Genomic DNA, 16,109 nt, shown 5'->3' with positions numbered 1-16,109 from the left:
AGCAGGATGACGATGCAGATTAACGCAATGAATGAGAGCCATCTGGACGCCGCCTTTGGCCTGACCCAGCGGCTGAGCTGGCCGCACCGTCGCGAAGACTGGCGGCAGGCGCTTCAGCTGGGAGAGGGCGTGGTCGCGGAACAGGATGGAGTGCTGCTTGGCACCACGCTTTTCTGGCGCTGGGGCAGCGATGCCGCCACGGTTGGGTTGGTCATTGTCGCCGATGAGGCGCAGGGCAAAGGCATTGGTAAGGCGCTGATGCAGGCGGCGCTGGCAAAGCTGGAAGGGTATCAGGTCCGGCTGCACGCCACCGAGGCGGGCAGGGTGTTGTACCAGAAGCTTGGCTTCGCGGGCGTCGGTGCCGTCGCGCAGCATCAGTGCCGCGCGCTGGAGCGGGTGACCCCGCTGTTGCCGGGCGGGGGGCAGCGACGTCGGCCCGCCTGCCCCGATGACGCCCCGGCGCTAATCCGGCTGGATGCGCGCGCCCACGGGCAGCAGCGTGAGAGGCTGATTCGGCTGCTGCTGGACGATGCCGCTCTGCGCATAGAGGTGCTGGAAGAGCAGGGTACTGCGACCGGCTTTGCCTGCCTGCGCCGCTTCGGACACGGCTATGCCGTGGGTCCCATTATCTGTCAGGATCTCACCCGCGCGAAGCTGCTGATAAGTGCGCTGCTGGCTGAGTTAAGCGGTGAATTTGTGCGGATTGACACCGATGCGGCCAGCGGGCTGGGAGAGTGGCTCACCACGCTGGGCCTGATCGAAGTCGATCGGCCTGTCACCATGATCCGCGGCGTACCCTGGCAGCCGCAGGAGATGCAGGCATTCGGACTGATGTCCCAGGCGATGGCCTGATGAATATCGTCTATAAATCTGAGCCCGAACGGGGACGCCAGTGGGCGGAACTGGTGGCGAGACTGGCACCGGAGGCGACCTTTCGGGTCTGGCCTGACATTGGGGATGCGCAGGCGGTGGACTATTTAATCGCCTGGCAGCCGCCGGACAACCTGATGCAGCAGTTTCCTCATCTGAAAGCGCTGTTCTCGGTGGGGGCCGGTGCCGACCAGTTCGACTACGCCGGGCTGCCGCCTGAACTGCCGGTGGTGCGGATGATTGAACCGGGCCTGACGCAGGGCATGGTGGAGTACGTCACCTTCGCCGTGCTAGGCCTGCATCGCGGGATGCCCCGCTACCTGGCGCAACAGCGGGAGCAGCGGTGGCAGGCGCATCCGGTTACCGGGGCGGCGGCCTGTCGGGTGGGCGTGATGGGCGCCGGGACGCTCGGCCTGGCGGTGCTCGGACCGCTGGTGGCGCTGGGCTATGACTGTGCGGTGTGGAGCCGGACGGAAAAAAAGGTCGACGGCGTGCGCAGCTATGCGGGCGATGCGCAGCTGGGCGATTTTCTCGCCCGCAGCGATATCCTGGTCTGCCTGCTGCCGCTCACGGCCCGTACCGAGGGCATTCTTAACGCTGAGCTGTTCAGCCAGCTGCCGCCGGGTGCCGCGCTGGTGCAGGCGGGGCGCGGCAGGCAACTTAACCACGCCGATCTGCTGACCGCACTGGAGCGCCAGCAGCTGAGCGCAGCGGTGCTTGATGTCACCGACCCGGAGCCGTTGCCGCCGGAGCATCCATTCTGGCAGCATCCCGCCATCTGGCTGACGCCGCATATCGCCAGCCAGACGCGGGCAGAAAGCGCGGTGCGGGCGCTGCTGGACAATATTCGCCGCCACCAGCGCGGTGAGCCGATGGTCGGGCGGGTCGATCGGGCGCGGGGGTACTGAAATGCAGAGCGAGGAGCAACGGGTGGAGAGTGACATGCATAAGAGCGATGCGGCTGGAATAAATAACGCAGGGCTGAGCGGTACGGTTGAGGCAGGCAGCAGGGAGCTGAACGGGGCAGCTGACGCTGAGATCGCAGCGCTGGTCGCCCTGCGCCGGGATCTGCATGCGCACCCGGAGCTGGGGTTTGCCGAGCACCGTACCGCCGGGATAGTGGCCGCATTTCTGAGCGCACGCGGGATTGACGTTTATCGCGGCATCGGCAAAACCGGGGTGGTCGGCGTGCTGCGGCGCGGCAGGGGTTCCGGGGTTATCGGCCTGCGCGCCGATATGGATGCCCTGCCGATGGAAGACGCCGGCGGGCAGCCGTGGAAAAGCCAGCATCCGGGCCGCTGCCACGCCTGCGGCCACGATGGGCATACGGTGATGCTGCTGGGCGCGGCCGATCGACTGGCCCGCGAGGCGGATTTCGACGGCACGGTGATTTTTATCTTTCAGCCCGCCGAAGAGGGGCTGGCAGGGGCGAAGGCGATGATCGATGACGGGCTGTTCAGCCGTTTCCCCTGCGATGCCGTGTATGCGGTACATAACTGGCCCGAACTGCCGCTGGGGTCGGCGCAAACCCGCCCCGGCGCGATAATGGCCGCCGCTGACCGCTTTGATATCCGCGTTACCGGCGGCGGCGGCCATGCCGCCCAGCCCCATCTCAGCCCGGATACCCTGCTGGCGACCAGCGAACTGGTGGTGCAGTTGAACACCCTCATCGCCCGCGCGGTGGATCCCTGCGAACCGGCGCTGCTGACGGTCACCCGCATTCAGGGCGGCTTCTCGCACAATATGATCCCCGCCGAGGCCGACATCACCGGCACGGTGCGCACCTTTAATCCCGGCGTGCAGGACATTATCGAACGCCGCCTGCGCGAAATGGCGACCCACGTTACCGCTGCGCAGGGGCTGAACGCGGAGGTATCCTATCAGCGATACTATCCGGCGACCCTGAATGCGGCGCCCGAAGCGCAGGTGGCACTGCGCGCCGCGGAACGTGCCGGGCTGCGCGTGTCGGTGGCGGATAAGCCTGCGCTGACCTCGGAGGATTTCTCCTTTATGCTGCAGGCGGTTCCTGGCGCCTACCTCTGGCTGGGATCGGCAGAGAGCCGTCCGCTACACCATCCCGCCTATGACTTTAACGATGCGCTAATCCCGCTGGGTATCCGCTGGTTTTGCGAAGTGGTCAGGGACAGGCTGGCCCTGAAAACGTAATGCGCTGTTTCGCTCCCCATTTCAACAGGTAATGCTGCTGTCGCGCGCAGTACAGCAGCGGGACAAAAAAGTTTATTGCGATACTTAACCCCATAACGACATGCGATGAGGAAGAGAGATGCACAATTTACTGGCTGAGCAGCAGACATTTTCTGATAACGCCCTGCTGCTGGATAAACGGCAGGAGCAGGTTCCGCGCGGGGTGGTCACGGCGCATCCGGTGGTGATAGCAAAGGGCAAAGGGTCGGAAGTGTGGGACGTGGAGGGGAACCGCTATCTGGATTTTGTTGCCGGGATCGGCGTGTTAAACGTCGGACATAACCATCCGGCGGTGGTGCAGGCGGTCAGCGATCAGCTGCAACAGGTCTCTCACGCCTGCTTTCAGGTCGCAGCCTATCCGGGCTATATCGAACTGGCGACGCGGCTGAATCAGGCCGTCGGTAATGGCGAGGCGTTCAAAAGCGTGCTGTTTACCAGCGGGGCAGAAGCGGTCGAGAATGCGGTGAAAATCGCCCGCGCATGGAGTAACCGCCCCGGCATTATCGCCTTTGACGGCGCATTTCATGGCAGGACGCTGCTGGGCTGTACCCTGACCGGCATGAGCCAGCCCTATAAGCAAAATTTCGGGCCTTTTCCCGGCGACATCTACCGCGTGCCTTTCCCTAATCCCTTCCATCACATCAGCGAGCAGGCCTGCCTGGCGGCGCTGGATACGCTGTTTGCGGTACAAATCAGTCCGGATCGCGTGGCGGCGATCATTATCGAGCCGGTACAGGGCGACGGCGGTTTCCTGCCTGCCTCTCCGGCATTTATGCAGGCGCTGCGGGAAATTACCCAGCGTCACGGCATACTGCTGATTTGCGATGAGGTGCAAACCGGTTTTGGCCGCACCGGCAAAATGTTCGGCTTCCAGCATACCGGCATCCTGCCCGATCTGATAACCGTAGCCAAGAGCCTCGGCGGCGGCCTGCCGATATCCGGCGTCGTGGGCAGGGCGGAAATCATGGACGCGCCGCTGCCCGGCGGACTGGGCGGCACCTATGGCGGTAATGCGCTGGCCTGCGCGGCCTCGCTGGCGGTAATGGATCTGCTGGAGCAGGGCGACCTGCTGGCGCGGGCCAGTCAGCTGGGTGAACAGCTTAACGCCCGGCTGCATCAGCTGGCAGAAAAGTATGCCTGCATTGGTGACGTGCGCGGCATCGGCTTTATGCGGGCGATAGAGATTATTGACGTCGAAAGCGGTCAGCCCGATGCGGCTCTGACGCAGAAGATCCTCGACTGCGCCTGTGAGGAGGGGCTGCTGCTGATCAAATGTGGCGTGCAGCGCAATACCATCCGCTTCCTGGCCCCGCTGGTCACCAGTGATTCTCAGCTGGAAGAGGCGCTGCATATCGTTGATATAGCGCTAGCCCGCGCCACCGGCAGGCTGGGCTGAATCCTCCCTGTTTGTTGATTTATAAGGGATTACAGCCAAGGGGCGACGCCCGCGCCGCGCGGTAAAACGCTGGCGCGGCTGGCGGAAAGCATGCTATACCATCGTATCGGTTAACAATGTTGCCACATTGAGGGTGCTATGAACGGTTTAATGAAACTCGACCGCATTGACATCAATATTCTGGTGCAGCTACAGAAAGATGGCCGCATCAGCAACGTCAATCTCGCCGATGCCGTCGGCCTTTCTCCCAGCCCCTGCCTGCAGCGCGTAAAGCGCCTGGAAATGGCCGGTTTTATTACCGGCTATGAGGCGCATATCAATCTGACCAAAATTACCGACTCGGTCACCGTATTTACCGAGGTTACGCTGGCCGGCCATCGTCGCGAAGACTTTATGCGCTTTGAAGCGGCGCTGAGTGAGGTAGATGAGCTGATGGAGTGCCACCTGATCACCGGCGGCTATGACTATCTGCTGCGCTTTATTACCCGCAGTATTGAGCACTACCAGGAAGTGATAGAAGGGCTGCTGGATGCCAAAGTCGGTATTGATAAGTACTTCAGCTACATTGTGATCAAATCTCCGATTATTAAAAGCAGCGTGCCGCTGCGCTCGCTTATTTCCCGTCATACCCAGGTCGAATACTGACCCTAACCTTTGCGCGCCGGAGCGGATATCGCAGCGCGTCGGGGTGACTCTACTATCATTAACAGCCTGTGCTAAAAAAACACGAGGCTAATAATGAGCAAAAAAACCAGTGACTTCTTCGTTGAGCGCCTCAAAGCCTGGGGCGTGACGCGTATTTATGGCTATCCTGGCGACGGCATCAACGGCGTGCTGGGCGCGCTGCAAAGGGCAGAAAAACGCGGTGAAGGGATAGAGTTTATCCAGGTGCGTCATGAGGAGATGGCGGCCTTTATGGCGGTCGGTCACGCCAAGTTTACTGGCGAAATGGGCGTTTGCCTCTCGACCGGTGGACCGGGTGCCACGCATCTGCTGACCGGTTTGTACGATGCGAAAATGGATCATGCGCCGGTGCTGGCCATCGCCGGACAGGCTGAAACCACCGCAAGGGGCTCCAGCTATCAGCAGGAACTGAACCTCGATCGGGTATTTTCCGACGTGGCCAGTTTTGTGCAGGAGACCGCCACGCCCTCACAGCTGCGTCATCTGGTCGATCGCGGCGTGCGCCTGGCGAAAGCGCAAAATGGCGTAGCGGTACTGATTATTCCCAAGGACGTGCAGGATGAACCCTGGGAAGAACCCGTTCACGCCCACGGCTTTACCCACTCGGCGGTGGGCTATCAGCGCCCGCGCGTCATTCCCTACCCGAAAGACCTACAGCGTGCCGCAGAGGTGCTGAATGCCGGTAAGCGCGTGGCGATACTGATTGGCGCAGGCGCACGCGGGGCGGCGGTCGAGGTGGTGCAGGCGGCAAACCTGCTTGGCGCAGGCGTGGCGAAGGCGCTGCTGGGCAAGGACGTGTTACCCGACGATGCGCCTTTTGTCACCGGCTCGGTGGGGCTGCTCGGCACGCAACCCTCGGCGGAGATGATGAAGTCCTGCGATACGCTGCTGATGATCGGTTCCGGCTTCCCCTGGACCGAATTCCTGCCCGAAGAGGGACAGGCGCGCGGCGTGCAGATTGATATCGACCCGGCGATGCTCGGGCTGCGCTATCCGACGGAGGTGAACCTGCACGGTGACGCGGCCGAAACGCTGCGCGCGCTGCTGCCGCTGCTTGAGCAAAAGACGGATCGCAGCTGGCAGGAGGATATCGCCGTACAGGTACAGGCATGGTGGAAGGTGATGGAGGAGCGGGCCATGGCGTCTGCCAGCCCGGTGAATCCACAGCGCGTGGTGTGGGAGATGTCGCCGCTGCTGCCGGACAACGCCATCGTGACCTCTGACTCCGGCTCCTGTGCGAACTGGTTCGCCCGGGACTATCGCGTGAAGCAGGGCCAGCGCGCCAGCCTGTCCGGGGGACTGGCCTGCATGGGGGCGGCGGTACCCTACGCCATTGCGGCCAAGTTTGCCGAGCCTGAAAAGCTGGTGATAGCGCTGGTGGGCGACGGGGCGATGCAGATGAATAATATGGCGGAGCTTATCACCATTCAGAAATACTGGCAGCAGTGGGCCACGCCGCAGCTGGTGGTCTGCGTATTCAACAATCAGGATCTCAATCAGGTCACCTGGGAGCAGCGGGTGATGGAGGGCAATCCGCGTTTCGCCGCGTCGCAGCAGCTCCCCGACGTGCATTACGCTCAGTTTGCTGAATCTCTGGGGCTTAAGGGGATTTTCGTGGACGATCCGGAGCAGCTAAGCGCGGCCTGGGCGGAGGCGCTGGCCGCAGACCGTCCGGTGGTGCTGGAAGTGAAAACCGATCCGGAGGTGGCACCGCTGCCGCCGCATATCACCCTGAAGCAGGCAAAGGCCTTTATGGCGTCGATGGTAAAAGGCGATCGCGGCGCGGGCAGGGTGCTGGCAGATACCGCCAGCCAGCTGCTCAATCAGGTGATGCCGGGTAAGCCGTGATGTACCATTTACGCACAATCATATTAATTGAGGATATCCCATGATCACAAACACCCATCCCGTCTGGTTTATTACCGGTTGTTCTACCGGCTTTGGCCGCGAACTGGCAAAAGAAGTGCTGAAAAAAGGCTTCAACGTCGTGGTCACCGCCCGCGATAAAGCGAAGGTCAGCGATCTGGTTTCCGGTGTGGCAGATCGTGCGCTGGCCGTCTCGCTGGACGTCACCGACAGTGCCGGGATTGAGCAGGCAGTTAAGGCTGCTGTTGATAAGTTCGGCACTATCGACGTGCTGGTTAATAACGCCGGGTATGGCTACCAGTCCTCGGTGGAAGAGGGCGAGGAGCATGAAATTCGCGCGCAGTTTGACGCCAACGTGTTTGGCCTGTTTGCGATGACCCGCGCGGTGCTGCCCGTCCTGCGCAAGGCGAAAAGCGGCCACATTATTAACATTACCTCCGTCGCCGGACAGATCGGCTTCCCCGGTTCTGGCTACTACTCCGCCAGCAAACACGCTGTTGAAGGCTGGTCAGATGCCCTGCTGGCGGAAGTAGGCCCGCTGGGTATTGCCGTCACCTGCGTGGAGCCCGGGCCATTCCGTACCGACTGGGCGGGTCGCTCGCTGCGTCAGACGCCGAATACCCTCGCTGACTATGCCGAAACCGCAGGCGTGCGCTTGAAAGGCACCTCTGAAGGCAGCGGCAAGCAGCCGGGCGACCCGGTCCGCGCTGCTCAGGCGATGATTGCCCTGACCGAAGCGGAAAATCCGCCGCGCCATCTGGTCATGGGCGCATGGGGCTATGATGCGGTGACCACGAAGCTTCAGTCGCGTCTGAACGAAATAGAAGCCTGGAAAGAGATGTCGGTCGGTACGGACTTCCCGAAATAAGCCACTGAACGCTGGTCGCGCGTCAGCAGCGCCTGTTGCGCGCCGTCACAGCCACCGGGCAGGTATGCCGCGGTGGTTTTTTTTATCTTTATTTGCCATAAATTTTTTTGGCGCTGACGCTAAATTAAGTCACGTCATCCCGATATACATTTGCTGATAATTAACGCTCAGTCAGCAGGCCTGGCATAAAAACCCCGTTATAGCCGATAGAATTTATTGCTTAATATCTTTTTATTTAGGATGGCAACTATTTTTGTTTTTTTATCCGCCAGTACGGAATTTTTTTATTTACCATTTGGCTTCAGAAGCCTCTGTTGACTGGGCTGCCAGCAAATAAGAATGAATTAATGTTTTTAAGATTTATGGTTTGTGAATTTATTGCAGTTGAAAATCCCCCTCCCCGCGAGTAATACTTTTCCAGGTGGATGTGCAAAATTTCACTCTGCTGCTAAATGCATTTCCTGTTATTAAGAGCTAAAAAATATTTTTTATTTACTCTGTTACTGACCTGGAGGTTTTATGAATCAATCCACTGGAGCGTCGGCATATTCAACCGCTCCTGCTGCATCTAAAAGTGCAAATAAAGTTATTATCGGCTTCTGGCATAACTGGGGTACAGGGGATGGCATCGGCTATCAGCGTGGCCGTTTTAGTGAGATGCTGCTGTCTCAGGTGCCACTTCAGTACAACGTAATTGCCGTCGCCTTTATGAAGGTGTTGTCGGGAAGCGATAATATTCCTGACTTTAAACCTTATAAAGGGAGCGCGGAGGAATTTCGCCAGCAGGTTGATATTGTACATGCCCAGGGGCGTAAAGTCCTTATTTCATTAGGCGGAGCCGACGCGCACATCGCACTGCGAAAGGCGGATGAAAGCGCCCTGATCGACCGTATTATCTCGCTGGCGAATCAATATGGCTTTGATGGGCTTGATATTGACCTTGAGCAGACGGCGATCGCTGGAGCGGATAATCAGATCGTTATCCCGGCGGCACTTAAGCAGGTAAAAGATTATTTTCGTCGGCAGGGTAAGCATTTCATTATTAGTATGGCGCCGGAATTCCCCTACCTGCGCAAAACCGGAAGTTATGTGCCTTATATCAACCAGCTTGAAGGATATTACGATTATGTGGCACCGCAGTTTTACAACCAGGGAGCCGATGGTCTTCACGTCTACGGTTTAGGCTATCTGGCGCAGGATAATGACAGTGTAAAAGAGGATTTTCTCTTTTATCTGACGGAAAGCCTCGTCACCGGTAAGGGAGAATTTATCAGGATCCCGCCGGAAAAATTTATTATTGGCCTGCCCGCGAATAATGATGCCGCAGCAACCGGCTATGTTGCTGATGCGGGTGACCTTACACGCGCCTTCAGCCGTCTTGATTTAGCCGGTCTGTCGATTGCGGGCTTAATGACCTGGTCGGTCAACTGGGATGAGGGCTACTCAAGTTCCGGCGTGGCTTACGGTGGTGAATTTATTAAGCGCTATGGCTATCTGTCTGGTCCGCTACCCGATCCTGCACCCAATCCCGACCCAACACCCGATCCCACACCCGACCCTACGCCTGACCCAACACCCGATCCCACACCGGACCCAACGCCCGATCCAGACTGGCCGCAGTGGCAGGCAGGCATCCGCTACCTGGATAACGACCGGGTCAGATGGAACCATCAGCACTACCTCTGTGTGATGCCGCATGAATCCAACAGTTTCTGGCAGCCGAATCTTGCCTACTCGCTCTGGAACCTGATCTGAGCCGTATTTCAACTGAAAGGTAAAATTATGTCTAATACGAATACACCGATTATCAGTACCGCAAAATCGCACGGCAATACGCGTCATGGCCACGTATTTTCACCGGCATCCCGTGCCTGGTTCGCCTGGGAGGAAGGGTTGATCGATAACGGTCAGCTGAATCAGCGCGAAGCGGGAAAATTTTTCCCTGCCGTTCAGTCGGGCCTGACTGATGCTGTTGCTTCAACCGATTCAACCAACGCTACCCCGCCCAAAGACGGTAAAATTGCCAGCGCCAATCAGGGTAATGCAGAATTCCTCGATGCGCCGGGCAGCCACTGGAAAAAACACGCAGTCCTCTCTTCTGAATTATTGACAATATCCTGGGCTTACAGCGCCGTGCATACCACCCGACGCTGGAACTATTTTATCACCCGTGAGGGATGGGACCCGTCTCTACCGCTCAGTCGCGCCCAGTTTGAAAGTCAGCCCTTCTTTAAGGTTGAATTAACCGAGCAGCCCCACTGGAGCCATGGGGCAGCGCTTACGCCGCCGGAGCCAACGGTTCACGATGTGATGCTTCCCCAGCGGCAGGGCTATCATGTGCTGCTGGCGGTGTGGGAAGTGGCGAATACCGGTAACGCTTTTTATCATGTTATCGATCTGGATTTCACCGGCGATAGTCAGCCCGGTGAGGATGTGCCGGCGGCACCTGCGGGGCTGCGTGCGTATAACATTACCTCTGACAGCGTGACGCTCAGCTGGAATACCTCATCAACGGCAGCCGCAGCGTATCGGCTCTATCGCGATGGCGAGCTGATTTACNAGCATGGCAGTCACGTCAACGCGGGTAGATCTGATGTGGACGGCCTCCACCAGCGTTAACGCGCTGCTGGAGTATATCGTTTATCGCGAAGGCCATGAGATTGCACGGGTTCCCCTGTCCCAGCAAAGCTACAGCGACGCCGGTCTGCGGCCTGAAACCTCGCTGCGCTACTTTGTGGCGGCACTCGACGTCAAAGGCCAGCTCTCCGTCCCCAGTAATGTTCTCGCCGTTACCACGCTGGCTGATAAGGATACCGGCGGGGGTAACGTTTATCCTGCCTGGATTCTGGGTGAACGCTTCAATGCCGGTGATAACGTTTCACATGGCGGGCGTAACTGGACCTGCCTGCAAACGCATATTGCCCATTCGCCGGAGTGGGCACCCGGTCTGGCACCGACGCTGTGGCGGGAAATTAAATAGGTTTTCGGTAATCACTCCGCGTTCTGGCCCTTTGACCGGGCCAGAACGGTATGACTGTTCAGAGGCCGCGATGAATTCCACGATAAATTTTATTCTGGAAGAGTGCGCAAAGTGGATAGTCGAATATTTGCCCACCTTTTTCTCTGCCCTGTCGGGAATGCTGATCGCTTTTTTTATGGGAATTTATGATGGCAAATCATGGTGGAAAATAATTTCCAGCACCTGCATTTGTGGCGTATTTACCCTGGCCGTCTGTAGCTCACTGGAGCATTTGGGTCTGCCAGACAGTGCGGCCACGCTGGTGGGAGGAATTATTGGTTTCTCAGGGGTGGAAAGAATTCGCAATGTTATTACGGGCATCTTATATAAACGATTTGGAGCCGACGACGATGAAAATAAGCAATAGAGGTATCAGGTTTATTAAACAGGAAGAGGGCGAGCGGCTGGTCAGCTATCGTGATGTGGTGGGCATCTGGACGATAGGCGTAGGCCACACCGGGAGTGTTGACGGTCTCCCCGTGCATAAAGAGATGAGAATTGACGCCAAAAAATCGACTGAACTCTTACTGATGGATCTGCGCACGGTTGAAAGGGCGATTAATAAAGATGTCATCGCGGCGATGAATCAAAATCAATACGATGCCCTGTGCAGTCTGATATTTAATATTGGCATTGGTGCTTTTCGAGATTCAACGCTGCGAAAAAGGCTGAACGTCGGGGATTATAAGGGCGCAGCCGATGCTTTCCTGATGTGGAAGCGTGCCGGCAGTGCGAAGGATATTTTGCTACCGCGCCGGGAGCGCGAGCGGGCGCTTTTTATGTCCTGAGAGGTGGAGCGCTAACTTCTCCACCTCATCAACCTCTATTTATCTGTCGTCAACTGGCAGAAATTTCCCACCACAGGGCATTCAACGCAGAGTACCGGTCGTTTTTATCCGGCGCTTTTTCCCAGGGCTTATCGAGAATAAAGTGGATATTTTTAACCTCGGCGAGATCCCACATTGCCGCATGCTGGAAAGGCAGCGTCTTTAACGCGTTATAGATATAGGGAAGCGGCTTCCAGCGCTGATGGTAGTAATCGTTGAGGAAGTCCTGCTCGGCAAAGAGATAGCGCGATAAATCATCCAGTTCGGATAATCGGTGTACCATATCATCAAATACCGCCTGGCTGGGCGTAAGCACCAGAAATCCGCCGTTCAGGTAATTGTCGACTTCCGCCGGTTCTTCCGTATGCTCCAGGCCCCGACAGTAGCTGTAAAAGCAGTTTTCAGGCCGCCAGCTTTTCGGATAGCTGGCAATCTTATTGGGGTTGCAGCGACAGGCGTGACAGGCCGCAATCCCTTCTTCTTCCAGCGTTAGCGAGAACAGCTCATCCATATTCTGGGTCACCAGCATATCGGCATCCAGAAAAACAATGCGATCGTAGTCGGTCAGTTTCCAGGCAGCCAGCTTGGTCCACACTTCTGAAAAGCGCGCATTGGCATAGTTGTGCTTCAGGCTGCTGTCCGGGCTGAGCGCCTGCACTTCCTGCACCCGGCAGCCCAGGTCTTCAAGCGACTGCCGGGTCGCGACGTCGATATTCTCGGTCACCATCACCACCAGCGGGTAGATACTGCCGGCCTTTTTCAAAGACGTTGATAGCGCCCTGACGCCGACGGCGTAGCCCGACTGTGTTAACAGGGTTGCCCATGCCTTCATTGGCCTTCTCCTTTATAATCAGTCAAATAAAGCTGCGGTAAAGTGGTTTTCAAATTTATGCTGCGGATCCAGCGCTTCCCGCGCCTCCAGGAAGGCAGGCCACTCGGGGTAGAGGGCTGGCCAGTCATAGAGCGACGCGTCGAAATATTTCCCCCAGTGCGGTTTGCCTCCCTCTGCAGCCAGCAGCTTCTCCACCGCCTGCAGAAAGTTCACGCCCTCTTCAGAGAGGGAACCGTCCTCGGCATAATAGACCACAAAGCCAAAGAAGCAGGTCGCTTCTGGTGCTGACGGGCTGAGCCATGAGGATGACGGGCCGGTACAGCGTAAAATAATCGGATAGTGCATATGCGGCTGGGTTTCAGTATGCCAGGCCTTAATCTTAGCAATGACCGCAGGCGCTCGCGCCAGTGGAATGCCGATTTCAACGTTAATCTGCGGGGTGGCAATGCCCCGGCAAAAGACCTGATAAACGTCTCCGGTAACGTCGGAAAAATCCTTGAAACGCGTGACGGTACGAAATGGCTTGCCGTTCTCGTCAACGATTTTCGTGTCGCTACGCATATGCTCCAGCGTCTGATCGATAGTTTCATTCATCGCATCGCTGGTTTCTTCCTGGGTTACTAACTCTTCGTTGTTATCACGATACTGGCGGATCTCAACGTCGCTGGCCTCGCGGGCCGTCCAGACGTGGACCTGGTTTTCATTGGGGAACCACCAGGCTTTGCTGAGCGCATAGTCATGATTCCAGTCCAGCAAATCCTGCTCCAGGCTGTCGGCGCTGACGGCGTTTTTGAAACAGGTGTAGATGGTCAGGGGCTGAGTACGCAGCGTGACCTGGGTGACCACACCCAATGCGCCCAGTCCAAGCTGGACCGCCGGGAACCAACGGTGGTCGCGGTTATACTCGGCAATGCTGCCATCGGCCAGCACCATGCGGATGCTTAGCGCCTCATCGGCGATAGAGCTCTGCTGCAAACCCTGCCCGTGGGTACCCGTTGCCAGGGCACCCGCCAGCGTCTGGGAAGCAATCACGCCCGGCGAGGAGGGAAGCATGCGGCCTATACCGGTCAGCATTTCATACACTTCATGTAACGGCGTACCGCCCGCAAAGGTGGCGCTATCGTCGGTAATCGCAATCAGACCGCTCAGGTTGCTCAGGTCAACCAGCGTATCCTGCTGCCCGGCCACCTTTAGCATCCGGCTGGGAGACATTTTGCTGCCCGTAACGCGAATCTTTCCTTCGCTCGCCGCCACCAGCGTTTGCAGCTCAGCCTCAGTCTGAGGTGATTGCACGGCACGTTTATCAGCAATAGGGCCATTTTGTGCCCAGTTCCACAGCCGGGAATCGTTTTCGCTCAAATGAGGCTTACGGAGTGGGTAACCAGGGTTTTCGCATGTCATTGACAGCTCCTTTGATCTGGACAATATCAGGGGGATTAAGCACAAAGGCGCAGAGGTTGAATTTATATTCACTCCTCTCAAGCGTAGCCGATCCGCCCCCTAAAATACAGCCACGGACAGGTAAAAACTGTACAGGGTTGAATTTATTGTACAGGTTTATCCTCGTGGGCGCAGATAGCGAAGCGTGGCATCTACTACCAGCTGGCGATTGCGCGCAATGCTTTGCTCTTCGCTTTCACTGCCGCCAAAGAGCGCGTGAAAAGTGTAACGGTTAGACACGTTGTGGGTGCAGATGCTGCTGATCAGGCGATGAACATCAACGGCGCAGGCCTCGGTATCAAAGACGCCTGCGGCTTTACCCCGCAGGAGAATGGCATCAAGCACCTCAAGCGCGCTCTGGTTCAGTGTTTTAAGGCGCGTGGACTGACTGATATAACGCCCGCGCATCAGGTTCTCGCTACAGACCAGCCGCATAAAATCCGCATGGGAAATGTGATAGTCAAAACTTGCCTCGGCCAGCCTCGCCATCGCTTTTTCAGGGGGTAAATCAGCCAGTTTCAGGCCGGTTTCATGGCTGCGGATCTGCTGATACACCGATTCCAGCACCTGTATGTACAGGTTTTCTTTTGTGGCGAAATGGTACACCACCATTCGCTTGGTGGTCTGGGCAAGGGTGGCGATCTGTTCCATGCGCGCGCCCTGCAGGCCAAATTCCGCAAAGGTGGTGAGTGCACCGGCCAGGATGCGCAGCTTTAACCCCTGCGGGTCATTTTTTCTTTTCTCAGTTGCGGGCATAAAAGATGGGTCAGTCCAGGTTTTGCAGGGCGTAATGGGGTGACAGGGTGGGTAATACTATCACTACTGGCGATTAAAAGTAGGGGTGGGTCCCTTCAATCACGCTCTGGTGGTGGGTTTTAATTCTCTTATTTAGCTGCGCTTCATCCGGCAGGGGGCGACCGCGCAGTACCGCTTCGGTGGTAAAACAGAAAATCAGGATGCTGCGGCTGCACAGCGTAGCGGCATCGCTGTAGCTCTCCAGCGATCGGAAATAGTCGTCTGTCTCCTGCGCACGCTGGTGGCTGGTCTGCATGGCGGTCACCAGCTGCCGATAGACATCCATTGCTTCGCCCAGCACGGGGATTTTACTGATGGAAAAGGCCAGAATTTTCTCAACCCGGACGAACAGCAGGCGGCGATGCTTTGAGGTGAACAGCTCCTCCAGCGTTTCCTGCCACAGGGTGAATGTCGTTGCAAACAGTTCATTTTGTACCCTTTGCAGGCTGGCATACTGCCAGGGGAAGGTGCCGTTCAGCTGAAAAAAGGCGGTCTGGTAGCAAAGGTAAGCAGCCTCATCGGCGGTATCGGTCAATACCAGCTCGTTGCTGGCCAATTCAAAGTGCTGCAACTCCTGCTGGATGCGCAGGCTGTGTTGCTCAATCGGCCTGGCTTTACGCAGCTGGAGGGATCGCAGCGTTTCCAGGTCATGGAAAGTCGCCATGGCGATTTCGCTGGCCATCAGGGCCTTATTAACCGTTTGTATCACCACCGGAGAGTCTACCACCGAGCGTTCGGCCAGGAGCTCGTTACGTCGGTTCAGGTAAGCGGCGGCGGGGGTGAGGAAGTTACTCATGGAAAATCTCATTATCGGGAAATAGGCAAAGAGCAGACATGGCTCTGCCTGAAAGATCTCAGTATGGCATAAGATGGCGGCAAGATTGCCAGGGGCAGGCCCTTTTCAGGAGAATGCCCAGACCGCCCTAAGCCAATTTCTGGCTATTCTCCGAACAATAAGATATTTCCCCCATTCTGCCCGTTGAGGTTAAATCAGCTCTACCGCACAGCATGTTACTTGTCACAGCAGGAGCAGACCATGAAGCGAGTTTTACTAAGCGTCAGGCGTTCGTTTTCCACTATCCTGAGTCGGGTGTTTTCAGCGGCGCGTTCTGATGAAGGTATAGATGCGTCCCGGATCGCCGAGTCATTACTGCCCGTCAGTCAGCTGTATGGTTTTGAAATGAGCTACTACCGTACGCGGGAGATCTATGAAAAATAGCCGCTACCAGCTGACCGTCAGGTTTTGCTACTGGAATGAACTGTGCACTCTGGCGCAGCATTCGTACGCCGCGTAAGTGAGATGCGGT

General features: G+C 57.3%; 17 protein-coding genes. 13 read left to right on the top strand and 4 right to left on the bottom strand.

The window, feature by feature from the left end; genetic code table 11:
* Nucleotides 1–6 precede the first annotated feature (6 nt).
* From A1830_RS19605 to A1830_RS19555, 12 genes are all read left to right on the top strand, one after another.
* The gene (locus A1830_RS19605) at nucleotides 7–852 is read left to right on the top strand and encodes a GNAT family N-acetyltransferase (protein ID WP_067710063.1); all 846 of its coding nucleotides are present in this window, start codon (nucleotides 7–9) and stop codon (nucleotides 850–852) included.
* On the top strand, nucleotides 852–1,778 hold the full coding sequence (locus A1830_RS19600; protein ID WP_067710061.1) for a 2-hydroxyacid dehydrogenase: 927 nt from the start codon (nucleotides 852–854) through the stop codon (nucleotides 1,776–1,778). Before A1830_RS19605 ends, A1830_RS19600 begins: the two co-directional genes overlap by 1 nt.
* Nucleotides 1,779–1,908: 130 nt before the next feature.
* Nucleotides 1,909–3,036, top strand: a complete 1,128-nt coding sequence (locus A1830_RS19595) for a M20 aminoacylase family protein (RefSeq protein WP_197473377.1) — start codon at nucleotides 1,909–1,911, stop codon at nucleotides 3,034–3,036.
* Nucleotides 3,037–3,154: 118 nt separating this feature from the next.
* Nucleotides 3,155–4,471 (top strand): 4-aminobutyrate--2-oxoglutarate transaminase, encoded by a 1,317-nt coding sequence (gabT, locus tag A1830_RS19590; RefSeq protein ID WP_067710059.1) that lies wholly within the window; start codon nucleotides 3,155–3,157, stop codon nucleotides 4,469–4,471.
* Between the two features lie 138 nt (nucleotides 4,472–4,609).
* Nucleotides 4,610–5,116 (top strand): Lrp/AsnC family transcriptional regulator, encoded by a 507-nt coding sequence (locus A1830_RS19585; protein WP_067710057.1) that lies wholly within the window; start codon nucleotides 4,610–4,612, stop codon nucleotides 5,114–5,116.
* Nucleotides 5,117–5,209: 93 nt separating this feature from the next.
* Nucleotides 5,210–7,003: a thiamine pyrophosphate-requiring protein gene (locus A1830_RS19580; RefSeq protein WP_067710055.1), complete on the top strand. Its 1,794-nt coding sequence runs from the start codon at nucleotides 5,210–5,212 to the stop codon at nucleotides 7,001–7,003.
* A 40-nt stretch (nucleotides 7,004–7,043) separates the two neighbouring features.
* Nucleotides 7,044–7,889, top strand: coding sequence for an oxidoreductase (locus A1830_RS19575; RefSeq protein WP_067710053.1), 846 nt, complete (start codon nucleotides 7,044–7,046; stop codon nucleotides 7,887–7,889).
* A 519-nt stretch (nucleotides 7,890–8,408) separates the two neighbouring features.
* Nucleotides 8,409–9,644 (top strand): glycosyl hydrolase family 18 protein, encoded by a 1,236-nt coding sequence (locus A1830_RS19570; RefSeq protein WP_067710051.1) that lies wholly within the window; start codon nucleotides 8,409–8,411, stop codon nucleotides 9,642–9,644.
* 27 nt (nucleotides 9,645–9,671) lie between these two features.
* A complete protein-coding gene (locus A1830_RS19565; protein WP_082804216.1) occupies nucleotides 9,672–10,508 on the top strand; it encodes a lytic polysaccharide monooxygenase auxiliary activity family 9 protein in 837 nt (278 codons plus the stop codon).
* The gene (locus A1830_RS23515; RefSeq protein WP_231877676.1) at nucleotides 10,483–10,869 is read left to right on the top strand and encodes a carbohydrate-binding protein; all 387 of its coding nucleotides are present in this window, start codon (nucleotides 10,483–10,485) and stop codon (nucleotides 10,867–10,869) included. The genes A1830_RS19565 and A1830_RS23515 overlap by 26 nt, the downstream gene beginning before the upstream one ends.
* A gap of 70 nt (nucleotides 10,870–10,939) precedes the next feature.
* Nucleotides 10,940–11,275, top strand: a complete 336-nt coding sequence (locus A1830_RS23045; protein ID WP_067710049.1) for a phage holin, lambda family — start codon at nucleotides 10,940–10,942, stop codon at nucleotides 11,273–11,275.
* Nucleotides 11,259–11,696, top strand: coding sequence for a lysozyme (locus A1830_RS19555; protein ID WP_067710047.1), 438 nt, complete (start codon nucleotides 11,259–11,261; stop codon nucleotides 11,694–11,696). Before A1830_RS23045 ends, A1830_RS19555 begins: the two co-directional genes overlap by 17 nt.
* A gap of 49 nt (nucleotides 11,697–11,745) precedes the next feature.
* On the opposite strand, the gene A1830_RS19550 is transcribed toward A1830_RS19555, so the two are convergent.
* The 4 genes from A1830_RS19550 to A1830_RS19535 form a co-directional block, all read right to left on the bottom strand.
* Nucleotides 11,746–12,567: a glycosyltransferase family 8 protein gene (locus A1830_RS19550; RefSeq protein WP_067710045.1), complete on the bottom strand. Its 822-nt coding sequence runs from the start codon at nucleotides 12,565–12,567 to the stop codon at nucleotides 11,746–11,748.
* Nucleotides 12,568–12,585: 18 nt separating this feature from the next.
* Complete coding sequence (locus tag A1830_RS19545; protein WP_067710043.1) at nucleotides 12,586–13,968, bottom strand: D-arabinono-1,4-lactone oxidase; 1,383 nt, start codon at nucleotides 13,966–13,968, stop codon at nucleotides 12,586–12,588.
* Between the two features lie 156 nt (nucleotides 13,969–14,124).
* Nucleotides 14,125–14,763 (bottom strand): TetR/AcrR family transcriptional regulator, encoded by a 639-nt coding sequence (locus A1830_RS19540; protein WP_067710041.1) that lies wholly within the window; start codon nucleotides 14,761–14,763, stop codon nucleotides 14,125–14,127.
* A 73-nt stretch (nucleotides 14,764–14,836) separates the two neighbouring features.
* Nucleotides 14,837–15,598, bottom strand: coding sequence for a hypothetical protein (locus tag A1830_RS19535; RefSeq protein WP_067710039.1), 762 nt, complete (start codon nucleotides 15,596–15,598; stop codon nucleotides 14,837–14,839).
* Between the two features lie 240 nt (nucleotides 15,599–15,838).
* Between A1830_RS19535 and A1830_RS19530 the strand changes: the two genes are divergently transcribed.
* Entirely contained in the window at nucleotides 15,839–16,021 is a 183-nt protein-coding gene (locus A1830_RS19530; protein WP_067710037.1) for a hypothetical protein, read from the top strand.
* Nucleotides 16,022–16,109 lie beyond the last annotated feature (88 nt).

Origin of the sequence: Erwinia sp. ErVv1 (assembly GCF_900068895.1) — a bacterium.
GTDB lineage: Bacteria > Pseudomonadota > Gammaproteobacteria > Enterobacterales > Enterobacteriaceae > Erwinia.
This window is presented reverse-complemented; position numbering and strand designations above follow the sequence as displayed.

Coding starts and splice junctions, on each gene's coding strand:
- A1830_RS19605 (WP_067710063.1), top strand. CDS start 7: ATGACGATGCAGATTAACGCAATGAATGAGAGCCATCTGGACGCCGCC.
- A1830_RS19600 (WP_067710061.1), top strand. CDS start 852: ATGAATATCGTCTATAAATCTGAGCCCGAACGGGGACGCCAGTGGGCG.
- gabT (WP_067710059.1), top strand. CDS start 3,155: ATGCACAATTTACTGGCTGAGCAGCAGACATTTTCTGATAACGCCCTG.
- A1830_RS19585 (WP_067710057.1), top strand. CDS start 4,610: ATGAACGGTTTAATGAAACTCGACCGCATTGACATCAATATTCTGGTG.
- A1830_RS19580 (WP_067710055.1), top strand. CDS start 5,210: ATGAGCAAAAAAACCAGTGACTTCTTCGTTGAGCGCCTCAAAGCCTGG.
- A1830_RS19575 (WP_067710053.1), top strand. CDS start 7,044: ATGATCACAAACACCCATCCCGTCTGGTTTATTACCGGTTGTTCTACC.
- A1830_RS19570 (WP_067710051.1), top strand. CDS start 8,409: ATGAATCAATCCACTGGAGCGTCGGCATATTCAACCGCTCCTGCTGCA.
- A1830_RS23515 (WP_231877676.1), top strand. CDS start 10,483: ATGTGGACGGCCTCCACCAGCGTTAACGCGCTGCTGGAGTATATCGTT.
- A1830_RS23045 (WP_067710049.1), top strand. CDS start 10,940: ATGAATTCCACGATAAATTTTATTCTGGAAGAGTGCGCAAAGTGGATA.
- A1830_RS19555 (WP_067710047.1), top strand. CDS start 11,259: ATGAAAATAAGCAATAGAGGTATCAGGTTTATTAAACAGGAAGAGGGC.
- A1830_RS19550 (WP_067710045.1), bottom strand. CDS start 12,567: ATGAAGGCATGGGCAACCCTGTTAACACAGTCGGGCTACGCCGTCGGC.
- A1830_RS19545 (WP_067710043.1), bottom strand. CDS start 13,968: ATGACATGCGAAAACCCTGGTTACCCACTCCGTAAGCCTCATTTGAGC.
- A1830_RS19540 (WP_067710041.1), bottom strand. CDS start 14,763: ATGCCCGCAACTGAGAAAAGAAAAAATGACCCGCAGGGGTTAAAGCTG.
- A1830_RS19535 (WP_067710039.1), bottom strand. CDS start 15,598: ATGAGTAACTTCCTCACCCCCGCCGCCGCTTACCTGAACCGACGTAAC.
- A1830_RS19530 (WP_067710037.1), top strand. CDS start 15,839: ATGAAGCGAGTTTTACTAAGCGTCAGGCGTTCGTTTTCCACTATCCTG.